General features: G+C 67.1%; 23 protein-coding genes. 12 read left to right on the forward strand and 11 right to left on the reverse strand.

The features are described from left to right. From ACU0DV_RS01035 to ACU0DV_RS01060, 6 genes are all read right to left on the reverse strand, one after another. Nucleotides 1-363, reverse strand: a 363-nt coding sequence (locus tag ACU0DV_RS01035; protein WP_446269804.1) for an acetyl-coenzyme A synthetase N-terminal domain-containing protein, incomplete at its 3' end; no start/stop codon positions are given. A gap of 112 nt (nt 364-475) precedes the next feature. Then, nucleotides 476-1,231 carry an ABC transporter ATP-binding protein gene (locus ACU0DV_RS01040; RefSeq protein WP_100927522.1) on the reverse strand — a complete coding sequence of 252 codons (756 nt, stop codon included), beginning with the start codon at nt 1,229-1,231 and terminating at the stop codon, nt 476-478. Nucleotides 1,232-1,332: 101 nt separating this feature from the next. Continuing rightward, complete coding sequence (locus ACU0DV_RS01045) at nt 1,333-2,091, reverse strand: ABC transporter ATP-binding protein (RefSeq protein ID WP_100927521.1); 759 nt, start codon at nt 2,089-2,091, stop codon at nt 1,333-1,335. 12 nt (nt 2,092-2,103) lie between these two features. Further along, nucleotides 2,104-3,300: a branched-chain amino acid ABC transporter permease gene (locus ACU0DV_RS01050; protein WP_446242138.1), complete on the reverse strand. Its 1,197-nt coding sequence runs from the start codon at nt 3,298-3,300 to the stop codon at nt 2,104-2,106. A 4-nt stretch (nt 3,301-3,304) separates the two neighbouring features. After that, on the reverse strand, nt 3,305-4,312 hold the full coding sequence (locus ACU0DV_RS01055) for a branched-chain amino acid ABC transporter permease (RefSeq protein WP_100927519.1): 1,008 nt from the start codon (nt 4,310-4,312) through the stop codon (nt 3,305-3,307). Between the two features lie 148 nt (nt 4,313-4,460). Next, nucleotides 4,461-5,807, reverse strand: coding sequence for a substrate-binding protein (locus tag ACU0DV_RS01060; protein ID WP_100927518.1), 1,347 nt, complete (start codon nt 5,805-5,807; stop codon nt 4,461-4,463). A 218-nt stretch (nt 5,808-6,025) separates the two neighbouring features. On the opposite strand from ACU0DV_RS01060, the gene ACU0DV_RS01065 reads away from it, so the two are divergent. The 5 genes from ACU0DV_RS01065 to ACU0DV_RS01085 all read left to right on the forward strand — a co-directional run bounded on the left by ACU0DV_RS01065 (nt 6,026) and on the right by ACU0DV_RS01085 (nt 12,182). Beyond that, on the forward strand, nt 6,026-7,324 hold the full coding sequence (locus ACU0DV_RS01065) for a helix-turn-helix domain-containing protein (protein WP_100927517.1): 1,299 nt from the start codon (nt 6,026-6,028) through the stop codon (nt 7,322-7,324). A gap of 148 nt (nt 7,325-7,472) precedes the next feature. Beyond that, the gene (locus ACU0DV_RS01070) at nt 7,473-7,841 is read left to right on the forward strand and encodes a response regulator transcription factor (RefSeq protein WP_100927516.1); all 369 of its coding nucleotides are present in this window, start codon (nt 7,473-7,475) and stop codon (nt 7,839-7,841) included. Beyond that, nucleotides 7,838-8,215 (forward strand): hypothetical protein, encoded by a 378-nt coding sequence (locus ACU0DV_RS01075; protein WP_254698321.1) that lies wholly within the window; start codon nt 7,838-7,840, stop codon nt 8,213-8,215. The genes ACU0DV_RS01070 and ACU0DV_RS01075 overlap by 4 nt, the downstream gene beginning before the upstream one ends. Next, nucleotides 8,212-10,893, forward strand: coding sequence for an ATP-binding protein (locus ACU0DV_RS01080; protein ID WP_446242137.1), 2,682 nt, complete (start codon nt 8,212-8,214; stop codon nt 10,891-10,893). Before ACU0DV_RS01075 ends, ACU0DV_RS01080 begins: the two co-directional genes overlap by 4 nt. A gap of 119 nt (nt 10,894-11,012) precedes the next feature. Next, entirely contained in the window at nt 11,013-12,182 is a 1,170-nt protein-coding gene (locus ACU0DV_RS01085; RefSeq protein ID WP_100927514.1) for a FliM/FliN family flagellar motor switch protein, read from the forward strand. Between the two features lie 64 nt (nt 12,183-12,246). On the opposite strand, the gene ACU0DV_RS01090 is transcribed toward ACU0DV_RS01085, so the two are convergent. From ACU0DV_RS01090 to ACU0DV_RS01105, 4 genes are all read right to left on the reverse strand, one after another. Further along, the gene (locus ACU0DV_RS01090) at nt 12,247-12,672 is read right to left on the reverse strand and encodes a TIGR01244 family sulfur transferase (RefSeq protein ID WP_100927513.1); all 426 of its coding nucleotides are present in this window, start codon (nt 12,670-12,672) and stop codon (nt 12,247-12,249) included. Between the two features lie 9 nt (nt 12,673-12,681). Next, the gene (locus ACU0DV_RS01095) at nt 12,682-13,119 is read right to left on the reverse strand and encodes a DUF6691 family protein (RefSeq protein ID WP_100927512.1); all 438 of its coding nucleotides are present in this window, start codon (nt 13,117-13,119) and stop codon (nt 12,682-12,684) included. Nucleotide 13,120: 1 nt separating this feature from the next. Next, a complete protein-coding gene (locus ACU0DV_RS01100) occupies nt 13,121-13,546 on the reverse strand; it encodes a YeeE/YedE family protein (protein WP_100927511.1) in 426 nt (141 codons plus the stop codon). A 122-nt stretch (nt 13,547-13,668) separates the two neighbouring features. Beyond that, nucleotides 13,669-14,532: an MBL fold metallo-hydrolase gene (locus ACU0DV_RS01105; protein WP_100927510.1), complete on the reverse strand. Its 864-nt coding sequence runs from the start codon at nt 14,530-14,532 to the stop codon at nt 13,669-13,671. Nucleotides 14,533-14,683: 151 nt separating this feature from the next. Between ACU0DV_RS01105 and ACU0DV_RS01110 the strand changes: the two genes are divergently transcribed. From ACU0DV_RS01110 to ACU0DV_RS01120, 3 genes are all read left to right on the forward strand, one after another. Further along, nucleotides 14,684-15,001: a TraR/DksA family transcriptional regulator gene (locus ACU0DV_RS01110; protein ID WP_283982588.1), complete on the forward strand. Its 318-nt coding sequence runs from the start codon at nt 14,684-14,686 to the stop codon at nt 14,999-15,001. A gap of 47 nt (nt 15,002-15,048) precedes the next feature. Then, nucleotides 15,049-15,261: a hypothetical protein gene (locus ACU0DV_RS01115; protein WP_100927508.1), complete on the forward strand. Its 213-nt coding sequence runs from the start codon at nt 15,049-15,051 to the stop codon at nt 15,259-15,261. Between the two features lie 246 nt (nt 15,262-15,507). After that, nucleotides 15,508-17,484: an enoyl-CoA hydratase-related protein gene (locus ACU0DV_RS01120; RefSeq protein WP_446242136.1), complete on the forward strand. Its 1,977-nt coding sequence runs from the start codon at nt 15,508-15,510 to the stop codon at nt 17,482-17,484. Nucleotides 17,485-17,567: 83 nt separating this feature from the next. On the opposite strand, the gene ACU0DV_RS01125 is transcribed toward ACU0DV_RS01120, so the two are convergent. Beyond that, a complete protein-coding gene (locus tag ACU0DV_RS01125; RefSeq protein WP_100927506.1) occupies nt 17,568-17,783 on the reverse strand; it encodes a hypothetical protein in 216 nt (71 codons plus the stop codon). Between the two features lie 179 nt (nt 17,784-17,962). Here ACU0DV_RS01125 and ACU0DV_RS01130 point away from each other — a divergent pair, with 179 nt between their 5' ends. From ACU0DV_RS01130 to ACU0DV_RS01145, 4 genes are all read left to right on the forward strand, one after another. Next, on the forward strand, nt 17,963-18,220 hold the full coding sequence (locus ACU0DV_RS01130) for a DUF2312 domain-containing protein (protein ID WP_370311986.1): 258 nt from the start codon (nt 17,963-17,965) through the stop codon (nt 18,218-18,220). A gap of 222 nt (nt 18,221-18,442) precedes the next feature. Beyond that, the gene (locus ACU0DV_RS01135; protein ID WP_100927504.1) at nt 18,443-19,867 is read left to right on the forward strand and encodes a circularly permuted type 2 ATP-grasp protein; all 1,425 of its coding nucleotides are present in this window, start codon (nt 18,443-18,445) and stop codon (nt 19,865-19,867) included. Beyond that, nucleotides 19,867-20,808, forward strand: coding sequence for an alpha-E domain-containing protein (locus ACU0DV_RS01140; protein WP_100927503.1), 942 nt, complete (start codon nt 19,867-19,869; stop codon nt 20,806-20,808). Before ACU0DV_RS01135 ends, ACU0DV_RS01140 begins: the two co-directional genes overlap by 1 nt. Before the next feature lie 4 nt (nt 20,809-20,812). Then, nucleotides 20,813-21,610, forward strand: coding sequence for a transglutaminase family protein (locus tag ACU0DV_RS01145; protein WP_100927502.1), 798 nt, complete (start codon nt 20,813-20,815; stop codon nt 21,608-21,610). Nucleotides 21,611-21,800: the final 190 nt, after the last annotated feature.

Consider the following 21,800-nt stretch of genomic DNA (forward strand, 5'->3'; position numbering starts at 1 on the left):
GTTGGCCATCCGGCAGACGCGGCGGTGCAGGTCGTTGTAGGAGATCGACTGCGCCTGTTCGTTCGGGTCGTCGGGCTCGAAGATGATGGCGGTCTGGTTGCCGCGGGTCTCGAGATGGCGGTCGACGCAGTTGGCCGCGACGTTCAGCGTGCCGTCCCGGAACCACTCGATCGAGACCTGGCCCAGGGTGAAGTCGACGTTGCGGATCTCGGTCGGCCGCTTCATCCACTCCAGGCGTTCTGCCTGCTCCGCCCAGAACGCATCCGGATCGGAAACGGAGGCCGCATACATCGCCTCGTACTTCGACGCATCCACATGCGCGCGCGACACCACCTCGGACGACGGCGGGTAGGTTTTGGACATTGTCTCTCCTCCTAAATCGGTCAGGGGCAGGGAAAACCTCCCCGCCCCTGAAATCAAGTGGTTCGTTGGTCGTGTGGCCGGGACGGACGGCGCCGCGGCGGGCGCAGCCGGATCAGATCGCCAGGTATTCGGCGCGCAGGGATTCGTTCTCGAGCACCTCGGCCGCGGAACCGTCGTAGACGATGCTGCCGGTGTCGAGGATCACGGCGCGGTCGGCCAGTTGCAGGGCGCGCACGGCGTTCTGTTCGACGATGATCGTGGTCATGCCCTGTTCCTTGATGTGGCGCAGGGTCTTCTCGATCTCGTCGACGATGACCGGGGCGAGACCCTCGTAGGGCTCGTCCAGCAGCAGGACCTTGATATCGCGCGCCAGCGCCCGGGCGATGGACAGCATCTGTTGCTCGCCACCGGAAAGGGTGACGCCCTCCTGCTTGCGGCGTTCGCCGAGGCGCGGGAACAGCTCGTAGAGGCGGTCGAGCGACCAGCCGATCGGCGGCGCGATCTGGGCCAGCTGCAGGTTCTCCTCCACCGTCAGGCCGGGGATGATGCGCCGGTCTTCGGGCACGAGACCCAGTCCCGCCACCGCCGCCTGGTGCGAGCGCATGGTGTGCAGCGGCTGGTGGTCGAGCCAGATCTCGCCCTTCATCACCTGCGGATTGTCGAGCCGCGCGATGGAGCGCAGCGTCGTCGTCTTGCCGGCGCCGTTGCGGCCCAGCAGGGCGAGGATCTCGCCCTCGTGCACGTTGAAGGAAATGCCCTGCACGATGTAGCTCTCGCCGTAGTAGGAGTGCATGTCCCACACGGAGAGGAACGCAGGCGCCGTTTCGGCGTGGTTGGCGTGTTTCGAAAAATCGGGACGGACGTTCATCTGTGGGTCCTTTCGGAAAGGGAGGCGGCGCATAGCCCCGCCCTACGATATGGCGCGACATGGGACAGGGCGGGGCTGTGCGCCGCCCCGCCCGAGGGGTGTCAGGCGGCGGCTTCGCCCAGGTAGGCTTCCTTCACCTTCGGATGGCCCTTGATCTTCTCGGGCGTGTCCTCGACCAGCGGCGTGCCCTGCGCCAGCACCGTGATCCGGTCGGCGAGGGAGAACACCACGTGCATGTCGTGCTCGATGATGGCGATGGTGATGTCGCGCTCTTCCTTGATCTGCCGGAGCAGGTCGATGGTGTTGTTGGTGTCGGCGCGCGCCATCCCGGCGGTCGGTTCGTCGAGCAGCAGCAGCTTCGGCCGCTGGATCAGGCACATCGCCATCTCGAGCCGGCGCTTGTCGCCGCGCGACATGGAGGCAGAGTGCATGTGGCGCTTGTCCAGCATGTTCACCTCGTCCAGCATCTGCTCAGCCTGCGCGGTCAGGTCCCTTTCGCTCGCCACCGACTCGATGGCGTGCAGCCGGTAGGAGCCGTCGCGGCGGGCGAACAGCGGGATCATCATGTTCTCCATAACCGTCAGGTCGCCGAAGATCTCCGGCGTCTGGAACACGCGGCTGATGCCCATCTGGTTGATCTCGTGCGGGGAGCGTCCCAGCACGGACTGGCCGTCGAACATCACCGACCCGGTGTCGGGGATCAGCTTGCCGACGAGGCAGTTCAGGAGCGTCGACTTGCCCGCGCCGTTCGGCCCGATGATCGCGTGGCAGGTGTTCTCTGCCACGCTGAGGTTGACGTCGCTCAGCGCCTTCAGACCGCCGAAGCGCTTGCCCACGTCCTTGACTTCAAGAATGCCCATGGTCCGCTCTCCTTATTCGGCAGGCTTGGTTTCGGTGGCCTTGGTGGCCGCCTTATTGCGTCCGAACAGGCGTCCGATGCGCTGTCCGCCCTCGACCAGCCCGCCGGGCAGGAAGATCACGACGAGCATGAAGATCACGCCCAGCGTCAGGTGCCAGCCCGCGCCCACGAAGTGCTCCAGCACCCAGACGGTGGCGTTTTCCAGCGGCTCGGGCAGGAAGTCGAACCAGCCGTGCAGCGTGGCCTCGTTGATCTTCGAGAAGATGTTCTCGAAGTACTTGATCATGCCGGCGCCCAGAACCGGGCCGATCAGCGTGCCCGCGCCGCCGAGGATGGTCATCAGCACCACCTCGCCGGAGGCGGTCCACTGCATCCGCTCGGCCCCGGCCAGCGGGTCCATCGCCGCCAGAAGCCCGCCCGCGAGACCGGCGTACATGCCGGAGATGACGAAGGCCGCCAGCGTGTAGGGCTTCGGGTTCAGTCCGGTGTAGTTCATCCGCGTCTGGTTGGACTTGATCGCCCGCAGCATCATGCCGAAGGGCGAGCGGAAGATCCGGATCGACAGGTAGAAGGCGACCAGCAGGATCACCGCACAGACGTAGTAGCCCGCCGAGAAGGTGAAGGACCACGGACCCACCGCCATGTCGTAGGCGGCGCGCATCTCCAGCCCGAAGAGGTTGGTGACCGGAATGGACCCGTCCGCCGTCGCCGACACGCCGAGGATGCGCGGATCGTCCAGCGTCACCTGCAGGCCGGTCTCGCCGTTGGTTATGGGCGTCAGCACGGAGTAGGCCAGCGCAAAGGACATCTGCGCGAAGGCCAGCGTCAGGATCGAGAAGTAGATCCCCGACCTCCGCAGCGACACGAAGCCGATGACCAGCGCGAAGAGCCCCGCGATGATGACCGACAGGATGATTGCCGGAAGGATGTTCATGCTGAGCAGCTTGAACATCCAGACCGCCGAATAGGACCCCACGCCGAGGAAGGCGGCATGCCCGAAGGACAGGTAGCCGGTCAGGCCGAACAGGATGTTGAAGCCGATGGCGAAGATCCCGAAGATCACGAACCGCTGCATCAGGTCCGGGTAGCCCGCATTGAACTGCGCCATGGCGCTGTTGGCGGGGAAGGGGTTCAGGATGAAGGGTGCGCACATCGTCAGAATGGCGACGATGATCAGCAGGGTGCCGTCTTTTTTGTCTAGTCCGAACATAGGTTTACTCCATCACGCCTTTGCGTCCCATCAGACCGCGCGGACGGGTCAGCAGGATGATGATGGCGACCAGGTAGATGATGATCTGGTTGATGCCGGGGATCGTGGTGGTGGCCCAGGTCGTCGAGGCAAAGCTCTCGAGGATGCCCAGAAGGAACCCGGCGGCCACGGCGCCCGGAAGCGAACCCATGCCGCCGACCACGACCACGACGAAGGACAGCACGAGGAAGTCCATCCCCATGTGATAGTTCGGCGCGTTGATCGGCCCGTACATCACGCCCGCCAGGCCCGCCACCGCGGCGGCCATGCCGAACATCAGGGTGAACCGCTTGTCGATGTCGATGCCCAGAAGGCCCACGGTCTCGCGGTCGGCCATGCCGGCACGGACGACCATCCCGAAGGTGGTGAACTGCAGGAAGGCAAAGACACCGCCGATGATCAGAACGGCGAAGCAGAAGTAGACGATCCGCCAGATCGGGTAGACCACGCCGGGCAGAAGCTGCGCGACACCGGCCAGCGCCTCGGGGGCGGGTGTCTGGATCGGGTTGGCGCCGTAGTAGTGCTTGATCAGTTCCTGCAGCACGATGGCAAGGCCGAAGGTCACGAGGATCTGGTCGGCATGCGGACGCTTGTAGAAGTGTTTGATCAGCCCGCGCTCCATCACGTAGCCGATGATCAGCATGACCGGGATGGCCAGCAGGATCGCCAGCGGCACCGACCAGTCGATCAGCGCGCCGCCCACGTCCGGGCCGAACCAGGCCTCCAGGTAGGGCGTCTTGACCTTCATAGGGTTGCCGAGGAAGTCGGTCTTGCCGGGATCGACCGTCTCGAACGACAGGCCGAACAGCCGCTGCATGGTGACCGCGCAGAAGGCGCCGATCATGAACAGCGCACCGTGCGCGAAGTTCACCACGCCGAGCGTGCCGAAGATCAGCGTCAGGCCGAGCGCGATCAGCGCATAGGCCGAGCCCTTGTCGAGCCCGTTTAGAATTTGAAGCAGGATTGCGTCCATGGACCCCACCTTTGCATTGAGTGTGGAGAAGCCTCCGACGCGCGGTCAGAGGGCGAAAAGAGAAAGCGACAAAGTCAGAGTGCCGGTGCAGCCGGGAAGGGGCCGCGATGCTGTCGGGGGCGTGTCGCCACGCCCCCTTTCGCACTCGTTACGCGCCCGGGTTGCACGAACCCAGCTGGCCGCCGGCGAACATCGGGTGGTCCGGCGGGTAGGTGACCTGTGCGGCCGGGGTGACTTCGACCACTTCCAGGAGGTCGAACTCGGAGGTCGGGTTCTCCTTGCCCTTCACGACCAGCACGTCCTTGAAGCACTGGTGGTCGTCGGCACGGTAGAGCGTCGGGCCGTTGCCCATGCCGTCGAACTCGAAGCCTTCCAGCGCGGCTGCGACGTCACAGGGGTTGAACGAACCGGCGCGCTGAACGGCATCCGCATAAAGCAGCGTCTGCACGTAGCAGGTGTGCGCGGCCTGGGACGGCGGGAAGCCGTACTTGGTGCCGAAGGACTTCACGAAGGCTTTCGAACCCTCGTCCTGCAGCGACCAGTGCCAGTTGGTGGAGCCGACGATGCCCTTGATGTTCTCGCCCGCGCCGCGTGCCATGAGGCGCGAGAACAGCGGCACGACGATCTCGAAGTTCTTGCCGTTCACTTCCTTGTTGCGCAGGCCGAACTGCACGGCGTTGGTCAGCGAGTTGACCATGTTCCCGCCGTAGTGGTTCAGCACCAGCACGTCGGCGCCCGAGTTCAGGACCGGCGCGATGTAGGAGGAGAAGTCCGTCGCCGCCAGCGGCGTCAGCACGTTCTCGACGGTTTCCCAGCCCATCGCCTCGGTCGCCGCGGCGATCGATTCCTGCTGCGTCCAGCCCCAGGTGTAGTCGGCGGTCAGGTGGTAGGCCTTGCGGTCCTCGCCGTAGAGGTTCTTCAGCACCGGCGCCAGCGCGGCGGCCGACATGTAGGCGTTGAAGAAGTGACGGAAACCGTTGGCTTTCTTGTCCTTGCCGGTGGTGTCGTTGGAGTGGGTCAGGCCCGCCATGAAGATGACGCCCGCCTCCTGGCAGAGACCCTGCACCGCGACCGCCACGCCCGACGACGAACCGCCGGTGATCATGATGGCGCCGTCCTTTTCGATCATCGACTTGGCCGATGCGCGGGCGGCGTCCGATTTCGTCTGGGTGTCGCCGGTCACGTATTCGACCTTCTTGCCCAGGATGCCGGTGCCTTCCAGCGCCTTGGACGAGAAGGTGTTGATCATGCCGCCGTCGCCGCCACCGTTCAGGTGCTCGACGGCCAGTTCGTAGGCGCGCAGTTCGTCCGCGCCCTCGTCGGCATAGGGGCCGGTCTGCGGAACGTTGAAACCAAGGGTGACGGTGTCGCCGGTCGGCTCGTTGGTGAACGCGGAGGCCGAGGACGCGGTGAAGATCGTCGGAAGCGCAAGACCGGCGCCGCCGATGGCACCGGACCGGAGCACGCCACGGCGAGTCAGATCGGTTTTGGACATTAAATCCTCCCATTTTTTTGAAATGCGTCGCCTGCGCTCCTCAACGCGGCGGCGCGCACCATTGTGCAAAGGTACTATGGGGTGACAGCGGAAAATCGCGCAACAACTCCCTTTTCCCTAAGGCTTTTTTTATCAATTATTGAAAAGTGGACCGTGATATACTGTAAACTCGTTTATGTCGCGGCGCAGAAAGTGCTTGATTACGCAAGGGAACGGCCATGCCAAGGGACACGCTCACAGGATCGCGGATTCGCGAAAAGCGGATCGCGCAGGGCATGAGACAATCAGAGCTTGCAAAGATTGCCGGGATTTCTGCCTCCTACCTCAACCTGATCGAGCACAATCGCCGAAGAATCGGCGGGAAGTTGCTGCTTGAAATCGCCGACGCGCTGTCGGTTGAACCGACGCATCTGACCGAAGGGGCAGGGGCCGCGCTGATCGCCGGCCTGCGGGAGGCCGCCTCCGACCTGCCCGACGCCGGTGCGGAGCTTGACCGGACCGACGAATTCGCCGGGCGCTTTCCCGGCTGGGCCGACCTGCTGGTCGCCACGCGTGCCCGGGTGCAGCAGCTCGAACGCTCCGTCGAGGTGCTGACCGACCGCATGACCCACGACCCGCAGCTTGCCGCTTCCCTGCACGAGATGCTTTCCACCGTGACCGCGATCCGCTCCGCCGCCTCGATCCTCGCCGAACCGGGCGACATCGACCAGGAATGGCAGGCCCGCTTTCACCGCAACATCTACGAGGACTCGGGCCGCCTTGCCGAAACCTCGCGCGGCCTCGTCACCTATCTGGAGGCCGACAACGCGCAGGCGACCGAGACCGGCACCCCGCAGGAGGAGCTGGACACCGCGCTGGAGGCCGCGGGGCATCACGTTCCCGAACTCGAAAGCGACGCCGACACCGCCGCCGCCCTCGCGCGGCTGGGCAAGCGCATGTCCGGAACGGCACGTGCGCTGCTGCGCCCCTGGCTCGAACGCTACGCAGAGGACGCCCGCGCCCTGCCCATCGACGTGCTGCGCCCCGCGATCGACCGCCACGGCCCCGACCCGGTGGCCCTCGCGCGCGATCTTCATGCCGAACCCGCCCGCATCATGCGCCGCCTCGCCGCCATGCCGGAGGAGATCCTGCCCGATCCCGTGGGGCTGGCGATCTGCGACGGCTCGGGCGTGCTGTCGTACCGCAAGCCGTTGCCCGACTTCCCGATGCCGCGCTTCGGGGCCGCCTGTCCGCTCTGGCCGCTGTACAAGGCGCTGAACCGGCCGCATGTCGTGCTGACCGCGCCGCTCGTGCAGATGGGCCGCGCCAATGCGGTGATCTGGGCCGACGCGCAGGCCACGCTGACCGGCGGCCTCGCCGTCAATGCCGATCCGCTTTACGAGTCGCACATGATGGTGCGCCTCGCCCCGCCGGACCGCGACCACGCCGCCCCGGAAGAGGTCGGCGCCTCCTGCCGCATCTGTTCGCGCAGCGCCTGCCCGGGCCGGAGGGAGCCGTCGATCCTCTCCTCCCGTTGAAACGAACGCATGGCTGACCTGCTCTCTGCGCAATTTTCTTTCTTGCGGGGCAAAGGCGTTTTGACACCCGGTTTGTAAAAGTCATACAATCGTCTCACTTGCGGGGGGAGGACCCAGTCCCTGGGGCCGGCAAGGTAAGGGGTGAGGCATGAACGGACAGGTTCTTCTGATCGAAGACGAACCGAACATCATCGAGGCGATCAAGTTCATTCTGGCGCGTGAGGGGTGGCAGGTGTTTTCCCACTCGAATGGCGAGACGGCGGTGCAGACCGTGCGCGACCGTGCGCCCGACGTGGTGATACTCGATGCGATGTTGCCCGGCCGGTCGGGGTACGAGATCCTGCGCGAACTGCGCGAGGACGCGGCCTTCGCGTCGCTGCCGATCCTGATGCTCACCGCCCGGGGCCAGACCAAGGACCGCGAGATGGCCGAACGCGCGGGCGCCAGCCGGTTCATGACCAAGCCGTTCTCGAACGCCGAGGTGCTCGACGCGGTGCGGTCGCTCTCGGGGACATGACCACCGGACGCGGGCCGGAGGAGGGACCGCCCGAGGGGCGGCAGCGCTCCGCGTCCGAGACATGGCCTCCGACCTCGCTCGACAGTCCCGAATACCGTTACACCGCGCCGATGCCCCGGCGGATGCCGCAGTTCGTCGAGCGCCAGACCTTCCGCCGCCGCCGCATGGTCGATGCCGCCTGCGGGCTGCCCTTCCTCGGCCTCGTGCTGTGGTGGCTGCCGCTCCTGTGGCGCGGCACGGATGAGCCGGTCCCCACCTCGCAGGCGCTGATCTACATCTTCTCGGTCTGGGTGGCGCTGCCCGCGGCCACCGGCCTTTTGATCCTCGCCATCAGGCGCAACAGCGCCCCGGACCGCCCGGAGGCGCGCCGGTGAATACGCTCAACGCGCTCGCGGCCATCTCGCTGGCCTACGTGGCGCTGCTGTTCAGCGTGGCCTTCTTTGCCGAACGGTCGGCGGCGCGGGGGCGGGGGGCGTGGCTGCGCTCTCCGGTCGTCTACACGCTGTCGCTCTCGATCTACTGCACCGGCTGGACCTTCTACGGCGCGGTCGGATCGGCGGCGCGCACCGGGCTCGAGTACCTGACCATCTACCTCGGCCCCAGCCTCGTGATGATCGGCTGGTGGTGGATCCTGCGCAAGCTGGTGCGCATCGCCCGCTCGCAGCGTATCACCTCCATCGCCGACCTGATCTCTTCGCGCTACGGCAAGTCCAACCTGCTTGGTGTGGGCGTCACCATCCTCGCCGTCGTCGGCACGACCCCCTACATCGCGCTGCAGCTTCAGTCCGTTACCTTGTCGGTGGAGGTCTTCACCCGCCTCGACGCCGGCAGCGACGGGCGGGCGGACACCACCGCCTTCTGGGTGGCCGTGGGGCTTGCGGTCTTCACCGTCATCTTCGGCACCCGCAACCTCGACTCGAACGAACGCCACCACGGCGTCGTCATGGCCATCGCGGTCGAGGCGGTGGTCAAGCTGACCGCGCTCCTCGCCGTCGGCAGCTTCGTGGTCTGGGGCATGGCGGGCGGCGTGTCCGAGACGCTTGCCCGCATCGACGCCTCCGACCTCGGACAGTGGGAGGTCGACGGCGGACGCTGGGCCGGGCTGATGCTGCTGTCGGCGGCGGCCTTCCTCTGCCTGCCGCGCATGTTCCAGGTGCTGGTGGTCGAAAACGACAACGACGCACAGCTGCGCACCGCCGCCTGGGCGTTTCCGCTCTACATGATGCTCATGAGCTTCTTCGTCATGCCCATCGCGGTGATCGGCATGACGCATCTGCCCGCGGGCGCCAACCCCGACCTTTTCGTGCTGACCCTGCCGCTGAGCCAGGGCCAGAACGGTCTGGCGCTGCTGACCTTCCTTGGCGGCTTCTCCTCGGCGACCTCCATGGTGATCGTCGCGGCCATCGCCCTGTCGACCATGGTGTCGAACCACATCGTCATGCCGATCTGGCTGGAACTCCGGCGCGGCACCGCCTCCGTCTCGGGCGACGTGCGCAACGTGGTCCTCCTGTCCCGGCGCCTCTCCATCGGCGGCGTGCTGCTGCTGGGCTACCTCTACTACGCGCTGTCGGGCGGCGGCGCGGCGCTGGCAACCATCGGCCTCGTCAGCTTCACCGGCGTCGCGCAGGTGCTGCCCGCCATGCTGGGCGGCATCTTCTGGCGGGGCGCGACCCGCAGCGGCGCGCTGGCCGGGCTGACCTTCGGCTTCGCCACCTGGCTTTACACCCTCTACCTGCCGTCTCTGGGTGCCGGGACGCTGGTCCCCGAGGCATGGTTCGCGCAAGGACCGCTGGGCATCGGCTGGCTGCGGCCCGAGGCGCTCTTCGGCATCACCGGCATGGACCCGCTGCTGCATGCGGTCTTCTGGTCGCTGACGCTCAACAGCGTGGCCTTCTTCGTGGTCTCGGTCTTCTCCTTTCCCTCGCCGCTCGAACGGCTGCAGGGCGCGCAGTTCGTCAACATCCAGCAGGCGCAGGGCGGCGCCCGCAGCTGGCTGCACGGCACCGCGCAGACCGAGGACCTGATGATCATGGCGCAGCGCATCCTCGGCGCGCAGGACGCCCGCGACCTTTTCCGGCGCGAGGCCGAGCGGCAGGGGTCCGAAGGCCAGCTCCCGGCGCCCACGCCGGAGTTCCTGCAACGGCTCGAACGCACGCTGTCCGGGTCCGTGGGGGCAGCGACGGCGCACGCCATGGTGGGGCAGATCGTCGGCGGCATGGCCGTCTCGGTCGAGGACCTGATGGCCGTGGCCGACGAGACGGCGCAGATGATGGAGTACTCCGCCCGGCTTGAAACCCAGTCGCGCGAGTTGTCGCGCACCGCAGCCGAGCTGCGCGCCGCCAACGACAAGCTGACCCGTCTTTCGGTGCAGAAAGATGCCTTCCTCAGCCAGATCAGCCACGAGCTGCGCACGCCCATGACCTCGATCCGCGCGTTCTCCGAGATCCTGCGCGATGCCGAGGGCCTGAGCCGCGCCGACCAGAACCGTTACGCCTCGATCATCTACGAGGAGGCGATCCGCCTGACGCGCCTGCTGGACGACCTGCTCGACCTCTCGGTGCTGGAGAACGGGCAGGTCAGCCTGAACGTGACCGGCGGGCGGCTGTCGGACGTCATCGACCGCGCCGTGGCCGCAGCCCTTGCCGACGACGGCGCCCGGCTGAAGGTCATCCGGCACGCGCCGGACGAACAGGTCTGGCTGAACACCGACCTCGAACGGCTGAGCCAGGTGTTCATCAACCTTGTCGCAAATGCCCGAAAGTACTGCGACGCCGAAGCCCCGGAACTCCGCATCCGGGTGCACGGATCGGGCGACCGGCTGCACGTCGATTTCATCGACAACGGCTCCGGCGTGGCGCCCGAGGCGCGCGACGTGATCTTCGAAAAATTCGCCCGGGTCAGCGACCAGAAGGCCGGCGGCGCGGGGCTGGGCCTTGCGATCTGCCGCCAGATCGTCGCGCGGCTCGGGGGCGAGATCACCTACCTGCAGGACCACAGCGGCGCGGCCTTCCGCGTCGATCTGCCGATGTCCCGCCAGATGGCCGCGCAATAGCCGCAGCACCCGCGGCGATTTCTTTCTGCACTTGCCAAAAAACACTTCGTTAAAGCGGTTGGTAACCAAATCCGCAGATAAGGAGGGGCGGAGGCAGTTGATGACGGACGCAACCTTATATGGCTGACGGGGCACGAGACGACGTATTGGGCCAGAAGGCGCAAGCGGCACAGCGTGCGTTCGAGGCACGCGGCATGTCGCCTGCAAAGGCGCTCAGGCGCGCCCTGTCGCGCACCGCCGACGTCATGTGGGATCTCGCGCTCGTCACGCAATCTGTCACCGTCGAATCGCTCGACCAGGACGGGGTGATCGCCGGGCTGTCCCCCAAGGACCTGCTCGTGCTGCTCGACGGGCCCGACGGGGCGATCGGCCTTGCCTCCGTCGACCGGCAGGTGCTGACCGGCGTGGTGGAGGTGCAGACCATCCTTCAGGTCACGCAGATGCCGGTGGACGAGGACCGCATCCTGACCCAGACCGATGCCGCCATGATCGCCCCGCTGATCGACGGCACGCTGCACAGCATGGCAGGCGCGCTGACCGACAGCCCCATCGGCGAGATGCTTCAGGGCTTCCGCTTCGGCGTCATGCTGGAGGACGCCCGCTCCGCCGGCCTGCTGCTCGACGCGGCGGGCTACCGTGCGTTCCGGGCGCAGGTCGACCTTGCGCTCGGACGCCGCAAGGGGAGCCTCAGCCTCATCCTGCCCGAACGCAAGCCGAACCCCCGGAGCTCCGCGCAGGACGGGGCCGATGCGCCGGGCCCCCATGCCGCGATCCTCGACCGCGTCCCGGCCCGGCTGGACGCGGTCCTCTCGCGGATCACGCTGCCCCTGTCACGCGCGCAGGCGCTGAAACCCGGGGACGTGCTGAAGCTGTCGAAGGACGCGCTCGACCGGGTGGAGATCCTGGCCGGGCGCGGTCACATGGTGGCCAAGGGGCGCATGGGCCAGCTGAACGGCGCCCGCGCGGTGCGGCTGACATGGCCTGTGCTGGGACCCGCCGCACTTGCCGCACCGGCAGGCGCCGCCGCCGACACGGGCGCGGATTTCGGCGGCGATTTCGGGGGCGGCCAGCTCTCGCTGCCCGGGGCAGGGGACGGAGCTTCGGATCTTCCCGACTTTCCCGCGATGGGCGACGGCATGTCGGAGGATCTGCCCGACCTCCCGCCGATGGATTTCGGTGACGGCAACGACTTCGACTTCGAAAGCGTCATGTCCGAAGGCGGAGAAGGGGAGGAGGAGGATTTCGGCGGTTTCGCCACCGCCCCGATGGAGATCGACTTCAACGAGTGATCCCGGGGCCGTCAGGCGACCAAATGAAACCGCCGCCCGGACATGCCCGGACGGCAGGTCGTGTCTACTTTTCGGCCAGCGCGTTCAGCGTCGGACGCAGGCCGGAGATGTCGTAGCCCGCCCGCGCCGCTGTCTCCAGCACGGCATCGGTGCCCATGCTCTCGACGTTGGCGAGCGCCCAGATCACCGTGCAGCGGGTGCCGGAGGCGCAGTAGGCCAGGACCGGACCATTGGCGCTGGCCACAAGATCGGCCTGCGCCAGGATGTTCTCGGCGTTCATGGTCTGGTGGGTCAGGGGCAGGGCCTCGAACCGGAGGCCGGCCGCTTCCATCGCCTCACGCATGGCGTCGGTCTGAAACTCCGGCGGCACCTCTGCGTCGGGCCGGTTGTCCAGCACCATGACGTAGCCGGCGTCGCGGATGGCCGCCGCATCCTCGGGGGAGATCTGCGGCGACACGTGGTAGTTGTCGGTGAGAATGCGCGGTGTCATGACGCAGCATTATTCCGCCGGAACGGGCTTGTCCAGCCGCGCCCGCAGCACCGGGGCAAGGACCATGCCGGTCAGCATCGCCGCGACAAAGACGTACAGACCCGCCCCGCCATAGCTCAGCGACGCGATGGACGGCCCCGGGCAAAGCCCGGCCAGGCCCCAGCCGACCCCGAACAGCAGGGAGCCGAGGATCAGCTTGCTGTCGATCTCCTTCGACGGCGGCGGCGGAAGCGGCGCGCCGGTCAGGGCGGTGGTGCGGCGGTTGCGCACGATCCAGGCCAGCGCCATGGGGATCATCGCGCCGCCCATGACGAAGGCGAGCGTGGGGTCCCATGCGCCGAAGACGTCCAGCCAACCCTGCACCTTCGCGGTGTCGGTCATGCCGGAAATGAACAGGCCCGCGCCGAACAGGCTGCCTGCGATGAGGGCGATCAGGTGTCGGAGCATGTCAGATCACTCCAAGAAAGTGGCGGAAGACGATCACGCCGACACCGCCGGCGAGGATGTAGCAGGCCGTGGCGACGAAGCCGCGGATGGACAGGCGGGACATGCCGCAGACCCCGTGACCGGAGGTACAGCCGTTGGCGATCCGCGTGCCGACACCGACCAGCAGGCCGGCAATCGCCAGCACGAGGAAGTTGTCGGTGATGTGCGTGTCCACCTCGCGGTAGAACGGCATCAGCAGCATCGGGGTCACGGCGACCCCGGCCAGGAACAGGATGCGTTCCCAGGCGGTCGAGCGGCCCGAGCCATCGACGAGTCCGCCGATGATCCCGCTGGCTCCCATGATCTTGCCGTTTCCAAGGAGGTAGACGGCGCCTCCGGTGCCGATCAGCAATCCGCCGATCAGGCCCCAAATCCAGTCGATGGGCATGTGTGCGTTTCCTTGACGTGCGTAAGGGGGCCGCCCCGGTTCGCATCGGGGCGTGAACTTCGAAAAACTGTCGTCCCCGCCCGGCGCATGCGCACGGACGGGGAAGGCGGTGGCTCAGCCGGTCAGAGCTTGTTGACCGGCACCTTGAGAAAGACGTCGCCCTTCTCGTCGGCCGGGGGCATCTGGCCCGCGCGCATGTTCACCTGCAGCGACGGGATGATCAGCTTCGGCATGGCCAGCGTGGCGTCGCGGCTGTCGCGCATGGACACGAAGTCCTCCTTCGACTTGCCGCCGCCGACGTGGACGTTCAGCGCCTTTTGCTCGCCCACCGTGGTCTCCCACGCGTAGTCGTCGCGGCCGGGCGCCTTGTAGTCGTGGCCCACGAAGATGCGGGTCTCGTCCGGCAGGGCGAGGATCTTCTGGACCGAGTCGTACAGCGTCTCGGACGAACCGCCCGGGAAGTCGCAGCGCGCGGTGCCGAAGTCCGGCATGAACAGCGTGTCGCCGACAAACGCCGCGTCGCCGATGACATAGGTCAGGCAGGCGGGGGTGTGGCCCGGCGTGTGCAGCACGTCGCCGCGCAGCTGGCCGATGTGGAAGCTGTCGCCCTCCACGAAGAGCTTGTCGAACTGCGAGCCGTCGCGCTGGAACTCCGTGCCTTCGTTGAACACCTTGCCGAAGGTGTCCTGGACCACGGTGATCCGGTCGCCGATGCCGATCTTGCCGCCCAGCTGCTGCTGGATGTAGGGCGCGGCAGAGAGGTGGTCGGCGTGCACGTGGCTTTCCAGCAGCCACTGGCAGTCATAGCCTTTCTCTTTCACGAAGGCGATGATCGCGTCGGCGGACCGGGTGTCGGTGCGGCCGGAGGAATAGTCGAAGTCCAGCACGCTGTCGATCACGGCGCAGGCTTTGCCGTTCGGATCGCGAACGACATAGGAAATCGTATTGGTGGCCTCGTCGAAAAAGGCGGTCACTTCGGGTTTCATGGGTACATCTCCTGAGGACTTCCCTAGCGTCTGGAAGAACATATACGTAAAAACGAATGTGTTTCAAGTCCCATCTGCCTGTTGATTTGTATCAAGGCGGGCACGGTCCGCGCGGGGCAGTCTTCCATCGCGGGCGAGGAGGCCCTTGACCATGTCTCATCACGATAAAAGAACACGTCTTGTCAACCGTTTGCGCGAACTGGGCGTGCGCCTCGAAGGGATCGAGGACGCGCTCGAGACGGAGCACTCCAGGGACTGGGACGACCAAGCGATCGAGCGTGAGGGCGAAGAGGTGCTTGAGCGACTCGGCGCCAGCGGTCAATCTGAGATTGCACGAATCCAGGCCGCGCTCGGGCGGATGTCCCGCGGCGAATACGGCCTGTGCGTGAAATGCGGCGAAGAGATCGAACCGGCCCGCCTCGATGCGGTCCCGGAGACACCCCTCTGCGCTGCGTGCGCCGCGGGGTGAGGCGGCGTTTCCCGGTGATCCGGGTGGGAGAGGAGAGGAGGACGACCATGACCGAGGCACTCAAGGCCAGGATCGAAGCTCTGCGCGACGAGATCGACAACACCGAGGGCACCGCCCGTGCGGAGGCGCTCGACCATCTGGAGCAGGCGGTCCGCCAGCTCGAGGGCAGGGGCGCCCGCGCGCCGGTCTGGGCGCGCGACCGCGTCGAGGCGCATCGCGACGAAGACCTCGAAGACCAGTTCGACAACATGCCGATCTGACCCGGGCGGCCGGCCGCGGGATCCGCGCGGCCGGCCCGGCACCGCGTTCGTATTGCCTCCGGACCGCCCGAGGGCCGTGTCCGAAAGGACTCGCTTGCCGTGTTTCCGCGCGCCCGGGAGGCATGTCCGGGGCACAAGGACGTTGCCTTGATTCGCCTGATCGCGTCTAATCCCCGCAAAAGAGCGCGAAATGCGCGATAAACGGGCAGATCCGGGCGTTTGGGGCCCGGGCGGGAAAACGGGCAGATGGCAGACGGTATCCATTATTCGGTCGAGGACGGCATTGCCTTGCTCAGTGTCGACAACCCGCCGGTCAACGCGCTGTCGCGGGCGGCCCGGGTCGGGCTGGCGGCGGGACTGGACCGGGCAGAGGCGGACCCGGCGATCCGCGGCATCGTTCTGGCGGGCACCGGCAACACCTTTCCCGCGGGCGCCGATCTGGCGGAATACGAAACCGGCATGGCAAAGCCCTTCCTGCGCGACCTCTGCAACCGGGTGGAGGCCTGTAGCAAGCCCGTCGTGGCGGCGCTGCACGGCACGGTCTACGGCGGCGGCTTCGAACTGGCGCTGGCGGCGCACTACCGGGTGGCGCGCGCCGGAACCCGCGTCAGCCTGCCCGAGGTGCGCATGGGCCTCACGCCCTCTGCCGGTGCGACGCAGCGACTGCCGCGCCTCGCAGGGGCGGAGCTGGCGCTGGAACTGGCGCTGGCCGGGGGCACCATGCCGCTGGACCGCGGGCCGGGGCGGCAGCTTGTCGACGACCTCGTGGACGACAACCTGCTGGGCACCGCGGCCAACCTTGCCCGTGCGCTGGCCGATGACGGAACGCCGCCGCGCCGCACCCGCGACCTGCGCGACGGCATGGCGGACCACGCGGCCTTCACCACGGCGATCAGGGCCCGGCGCGACACGCTCTCTGCTGCGCCCGACAGTGCCGCGGCCCGGGTCATCGACCTGATCGAGGCCTCGGCGCTTCTGCCTTTCGACGCAGGCGTGGCGATGGAGGAGGACGCCTTCGCGGCCTGTCTCGCCTCCGACGCCGCCCGTGCACTGCGCCACGCCTTTACCGCCGAACACCTCGCGCGGCGCTTCAACCTGCCGAAGGGCACGCCCGCGGGCGAGGTCAACCGCATCGCCGTGCTGGGGCCGGGGCCGCTGGCCATGCAGATCGCGGTCTCGGCACTGAACGCCGGGATCGGCGTGAACTGGGGCGCGCGCGAGCCGGAGAAGCTGACCGAGGGCGTGGCGCAACTGCGCGACGTCTTCTCGGCCGGGGTGAAGGGCGGCGGGCTCAGCCCTTCGCAATCCGCCGCGCGCCTCGACCTGCTGCACTGGGGCGAAAGCGCCGAGATGATCCCCGGCACGGATATCGTCCTGCATGCGGCGCGCGGGCAGGGCGACGTGGCCGCGCCCGAAGGCACGGTGCGTGCCGTGGCGATGTCGGGCCGGGTCGACCGGCTGGGCCTGCGATTTGCCCCGCCGGTCTTTGCCACACGGCTGGTTGAGGTCGTGCAGGGACCGGAAGGCACGCCCGCCGAGGTGGCGCTGGGCCTCGCGCTGGCCGAACGGATGAACAAGGTGGCGGTGCACGTGCGCTCTCAGGGCGCCAGCATCGCGGGACGTCTCGCGGCGGCGATGCACCGCGCGGCGGATGCGCTGGTGGACCTCGGCGCTGACCCATACGACCTAGACGCGGCGGTGGAGGCCTGGGGCTGGGCCCGCCCGCCGTTCCGGACCCGCGACATGAGCGGGCTCGAGGACCTGGCCCGCGCCCCGCGCGCCGAAGGGGCGGAGAACTGGTCGGCCCTGATGATCGAGGTCGGGCGGCGCGGCTGGATCTCCGGCAATGGGTTCTACGACTGGGCCGATGGCGGCGCGGAACGCGCGGCCTCTGTCCGGCGGCTGCTGAACGGTCAGCGCACGGTGCGGGACTGGGCGGCGGACGACATGGTGGAGCTGCTGGTCGGTGCCATGGCGAACGAAGGCGCGCGGATGCTGGCGGAGGGCATGGTGCGCCGCCCCTCCGACATCGACGCGGTCGCGATCCTGGCGCTGGACTTCCCGCGCCTGCGCGGCGGGCCGATGATGGCCGTCGGTCTCTGGGGGATGCTGCGCATCATGAAGCGGCTGGAGCGGCTGGACCATCCCGACCGTGACTTCTGGACGCCGGTACCCGCCTGGGGCGAACACGTGAAATACGGGCGGACGTTTCTCAGCCGCTAGGCTGGCGCGTGTTCTGCCTTGGGACGGGCGGGACACGGACCGCCGCGCAGATGACGGGGCAGGGGCCGCGCCGTCAGCTCAACTCACTTCAGGAAGATGCCGGTGATGACCATCATCAGCCCGATGGTCGAAAGCATCAGCGCGCCCATGTTCAGCGGGACCACCTTGCGCACCAGCGCGCGCAGCTCTTCGTCGGGCAGGCCCCTGCGGCGGGCGGACCAGACCTTGACGATGCACCAGACGAGACCGGCAAGCCCTGCGAGGGATACCAGTGCGCCGCTCCAGATCAGCCAGGCCATGTCGTCCTCCTCAAGGATTGCGGATGGGAATTGCGGATGTTGCGTGACCGCCCGCCGCCTAAAGGACGAAGGCCCGTTAGGCAAGACGTTTCGGCAGGGCGGCGCGACTGGCGCGGCATGGGTCTTGATGGGCGCGCGGCACGGCTGTATCGGGAGGGCTCATCCCATGGAGGCAAGACATGCAGGACACCCCGACCGACAGCTACGGCGTGGCCGCCGGAGAGCTCAAGGCATTCATCGAGCGCGTGGAGCGGCTGGAAGAAGAGAAGAAGGACATCGCCGAGCAGATCAAGGAAGTCATGGCAGAGGCCAAGGGCCGCGGCTACGACACCAAGATCCTGCGCAAGGTGATCTCGCTCCGCAAGCGCGACGCCGACGACATCGCCGAGGAAGAGGCGGTCCTCGAGATGTACAAGGCCGCGCTGGGTATGGCCTGAGCCCCCTGGGGCCAAGGCCCGTGCGCGGTGGCGCGCGGGTCCGCTCCGCCCGCGGTCGGGGCGCGTTCCGGCCCGCCTTTGCGATACGCCCAAATATGAGGCAAAACGCCGGGAATTCCGCAAAACGCCTTCCAAGCCGTTGATTGCGCATCCGCCGCACTCTAGCGTTGTCCCCAAGCTGTACTCATACGGCACACCGGAAAACGGGGCACAGGGGGTTGAATGGGCGAGAAGCCGGTCTTTGACGAGATGACGGGCACGGGTGACGAGGTCCGTGGTCCTTACCAAGCGTTCAACAGCTGGTTCGAGGGGGAGGATCCGAAGGACCTCCGCGCGAAACAGCGCGAGGCGGAAGAGCTTTTCCGCCTGACGGGCATTACCTTCAACGTCTACGGGCGCGCCGAGGCCGAGGAACGGCTCATCCCCTTCGACATCATCCCGCGCATCATCTCGGGCCACGAATGGCAGCGGCTGAGCAAGGGGATCGAGCAGCGCGTGCGCGCGCTCAACGCCTTCCTGCACGACATCTACCACGGGCAGGAGATCGTGAAGGCGGGCCGCATTCCCGAACGCATGATCTCGCGCAACGAGGCGTTCGAGCCGCAGATGATCGGCATCACGCCGCCGGGAAAGGTTTACACCCACATCGTCGGCATCGACCTGGTGCGCACCGGCCCCGACCAGTTCTACGTGCTGGAGGACAACGGCCGCACGCCTTCGGGCGTCAGCTACATGCTGGAAAACCGCGAGACCATGCTCCAGATGTTCCCGGAGCTCTTCGCCCACAACCGCGTTCAGCCGGTGCAGACCTACCCGATGGACCTGCTGCAGTCGCTGTCGGAATGCGCGCCGGAGGGTGCAGGCGAAAAGCCCACCGTCGCGGTGATGACGCCGGGCATCTACAACTCCGCCTATTTCGAACACGCCTTCCTCGCCGACCAGATGTCGGTCGAGCTGGTGGAGGGCAACGACCTGCGTGTCGTGGACGGGCGGCTCGCCATGCGCACCACCCGCGGCTACAAGCCCATCGACGTGGTCTACCGCCGGATCGACGATGCCTTCCTCGACCCGCTGAACTTCAACCCCGAAAGCGCGCTGGGTGTGCCGGGGATCATGGATGTCTACCGTGCGGGCAGGCTCACCATCGCCAACGCGCCGGGCACCGGCATCTGCGACGACAAGGCGATCTACAGCTACATGCCCGAGATCGTCGAGTTCTACACCGGCGAGAAGGCGCTCCTGGAAAACGTGCCGACCTGGCGCTGCGCCGATCCCGACAGCCTGGCCTACGTGCTCGACAACCTGAAGGACCTCGTCGTCAAGGAGGTGCACGGCTCCGGCGGCTACGGCATGCTGATCGGCCCGACCGCGACCAAGAAGGACCTGGCAGAGTTCCGCAGGAAGCTGCAGGCAAGGCCCGCAAACTACATCGCGCAGCCCACGCTGTCGCTGTCGACGGTGCCGATCTTCACCCGCGCAGGGCTGGCCCCGCGGCACGTCGACCTGCGCCCCTTCGTGCTGGTCAGCCCGAAAGGCATCAAGATCACGCCCGGCGGCCTGACCCGCGTGGCGCTCAAGAAAGGCTCCCTCGTGGTGAACTCCTCGCAGGGCGGCGGAACGAAGGACACCTGGGTGCTGCAAGACTGATGCTGGGAAAAACCGCAAACGGCCTGTTCTGGATGTACCGCTCGCTGGAGCGCGCGGAAAACATCGGGCGGCTGATCGAGACGGGCCAGCGCATCGCGCTCACCCGGCTCGGCTCCACCGAGGAAGAATGGAAGTCGGTCCTGCAGACCTCCGGCTCCTACGAACTCTTCATGCAAAGCCACGACGAGGTGACGAAGGAAGCGACCATCGACTGGCTCCTGCGGTCGAAGGACAACCCGTCCTCGGTCATGTCCTCCATCGCCTCGGCGCGGCAGAACGCCCGCATGGTGCGCACCGCGCTGACCACCGAGGTCTGGGAAGCCACCAACGCCGCCTACATGGCCGCGAAGGAAGGGCTGGCCCGCCGCGTCAACGAACGCGACCTGCCGGGGGTGCTGCGGCTGATCCGCCAGCGGACCTCCATGGTGCGCGGCGCCACCCACGGCACCATGCTGCGCAACGACATCTACGATTTCTCGCGGCTGGGCACCTTCATCGAACGGGCCGACAACACCGCGCGCATCGTCGACGTGAAATACTACGTGCTTTTGCCCGCTGTGGTCTCTGTCGGGTCCTCCATGGACAACGTGCAGTGGGAAATCCTGCTGCGCTCCGTCTCCGCCCGTGGCGGGTTCCGCATGGCCTACGGCGCCTCGCGCGACTCCCGCGACATCGCGCAGTTCCTGATCCTCGACCGCCGGATGCCCCGCAGCCTCGCGTTCTGCATCTCGACAATGCGGTCGAACATGGAATTCCTCACGTCGGAATACGGGCAGGTGACAACCTCTTGCGACATGCTCCGCGCCATGGAAGAGAAGTACCTCAGGCTCGACATCGACGCGGTCTTCGAATTCGGCCTGCACGAGTACCTTCAGGAAATCCAGTCGGTGATCGCGCGCGTCGGGCGCCAGATCGAGATCGACTACCGGTTCTACGAGTGAGATCATGCGGCTGAAAATTTCCCACACGACCCGCTACGCCTTCGACGCTCCCGTGGTCTCCGGGCTGCAACAGCTCCGCCTGACGCCGCGCAGCGGCCGCAACCAGACGGTGACCGACTGGAAGATGACCATCACCGGCGGCAAGCAGGAACTCTCCTACGACGACCACCACCACAACAAGGTGAACCTCATCAGCTTCGACCGTGACGTGACGGAGGTCACAGTCCATTGCGAGGGGGAAGTCGAGGTAAGCGAGAACCACGGCGTCGTCGGCAAGCATGTCGGCCCCGTACCGCTCTGGCTCTACAAGCGCCACACCCCGCGCACCAAGGCGGGCCCCGGCGTCAAGGCGCTGCTGCGCTCGGTCGAGGGCGAAACCGTGCTCGACCGCTGCCACAAGCTGATGGCGGCGCTGGGGGAGGCGGTGAAATACGAGACCGGCAGCTCCGAAAGCACGTGGACCGCCGAAGAGGCGGTGACCGAGGGCCGCGGCGTCTGCCAGGACCACACCCATGTCTTCATCGCCTGCGCGCATGAAGCGGGCTGGCCCGCGCGCTACGTGTCGGGCTACCTGATGCTGGACGACACGGTGGCGCAGGACGCGATGCACGCCTGGGCAGAGGTCTTCGTGCCCGATCTAGGCTGGGTCGGCTTCGACGCCTCCAACCAGATGAGCCCCGACGAACGCTATGTCCGCGTGGCCATCGGCCTCGACTACAGCGACGCGGCGCCGGTCAACGGCCTCCGCGTCGGCGGCGAGACCGAGGCGCTGAACGTCGCCATAGAGGTCGCGCAGCAGTAGGCACCGGCCGGATTGGCCTTTCGCAGCGCATGTCCGGCCGGGCTTTTCGGTCGGGCGGCGCGCGTGGTGCCGTCGCCGCGGCGATGTCATCACCGGCTGTCCCCCGGCCTCCTGACCCCGCAGTCCCGCGCATGTTCCGTTACGGCATGCCGGCCCGCGCCGAAACCGGCTGCCCCATCCCCACGGCTTG

The organism is Sagittula sp., assembly GCF_052825245.1.